Origin of the sequence: Aeromonas sp. ZOR0001 (assembly GCF_000801015.1) — a bacterium.
Lineage (GTDB): Bacteria > Pseudomonadota > Gammaproteobacteria > Enterobacterales > Aeromonadaceae > Aeromonas > Aeromonas veronii.
This window is the reverse complement of the sequence record NZ_JRJY01000032.1, coordinates 1881-2195: the sequence shown is the minus strand read 5'-3', so window position 1 is coordinate 2195 and position 315 is coordinate 1881. Positions and strand designations below refer to the sequence as shown.

At 62.2% G+C, this 315-nt stretch carries 1 protein-coding gene; it reads right to left on the bottom strand.

Annotated elements, in window-relative coordinates; genetic code table 11:
- Positions 1-302: DinB/UmuC family translesion DNA polymerase (locus tag L972_RS20550; protein ID WP_442853366.1), on the bottom strand; the 302-nt coding region annotated here is incomplete at its 3' end.
- Positions 303-315: the final 13 nt, after the last annotated feature.

The window sequence follows — 315 nt, the reverse complement described above, 5'->3', positions numbered from 1 at the left end:
GGGGCAAACAGGTCGGCCTGTTGCTGCCCCTTGGGGGTGAACTCACTCAGCATGACGCCCCCCTTCTGATAACGGTAACCGTCGCGCCAAATCTGCGGTAGCAGCACGTTCACTTGCTGCAGCAGCAACCGGGTATCATCGCTAGGGCAGACCAGCCGGACGCCAGCCTGCTCACTGTAGTAAGGGGCTCGTTCATCAAAGGGGCTGGTTCGCACGAACAGGTGCACCCGCTGGCAACACATCCCCTCGGCCCGCAGCTTCTCGGCTGCGCGAGCCATAAAGCCCGACAACGCTTGGGCCATTTCTCCACGGTCG